The sequence below is a fragment of the Vibrio sp. 704 genome (assembly GCF_033339295.1).
The window spans coordinates 1-607 of sequence record NZ_JAWOUH010000674.1 but is presented as its reverse complement, the minus strand read 5'-3'; the positions used below and the strand labels follow the sequence as shown (position 1 = coordinate 607).

The 607-nt window shown below is 41.0% G+C and carries 1 protein-coding gene; it reads right to left on the bottom strand.

Going from position 1 to position 607, the window contains the following annotated elements; genetic code table 11:
* Positions 1-359: 359 nt before the first annotated feature.
* On the bottom strand, positions 360-607 hold a 248-nt coding region (locus R7R24_RS28445; protein ID WP_318120415.1), incomplete at its 5' end, for a LysR substrate-binding domain-containing protein.

The window sequence follows — 607 nt, the reverse complement described above, 5'->3', positions numbered from 1 at the left end:
ACTCACATCCAACCGAACACGGTGTGGATTTGAGTTTGGCTCACTATAAGCAGTCAATTTCCCTGCGTCCATCAAGGTCAAGCGTACAAACCTTAACCAGCACTCACATAGCGTAATTAATCTGTTGTTTTTCTGTAACTTAGCGTTCACAAACCGACGTTAGAACGAAAGAAACAGATCGTTTCCAAAAAGAAACAATAACAAAACCATTCTTTAACAGGTGTGCGCAACGTCTTGTTATCAAAGTAAGTGATGAAGGAGTAACACCGTGTAAGTGGCTAAATTGGATAAATTATTTAAGAGAAAAGGTGGAAACAAAACCACAACACCAAAGTAACCAATAGCGTTGTAGACTTGATTTAAAATCGATGATTTTGACTTTGGAAGCTGTTGTATAGGTGATCAATGAAGATCTTAATCTTCTCGGGTTGCTGCCTTGTGTATGGGTAGACAGCGTAGATACCCAAGCATTTCGCCGTTTCTTCTTTGAACAACTGGATCACGCTGCCCTGCTTTAAATCTTCATACACCAATACACGAGGCACGTAGATAACACCTTGCCCTAACAGCGCGACATTTCGCAACGCGGAAGAGTTGTTAGTGCATA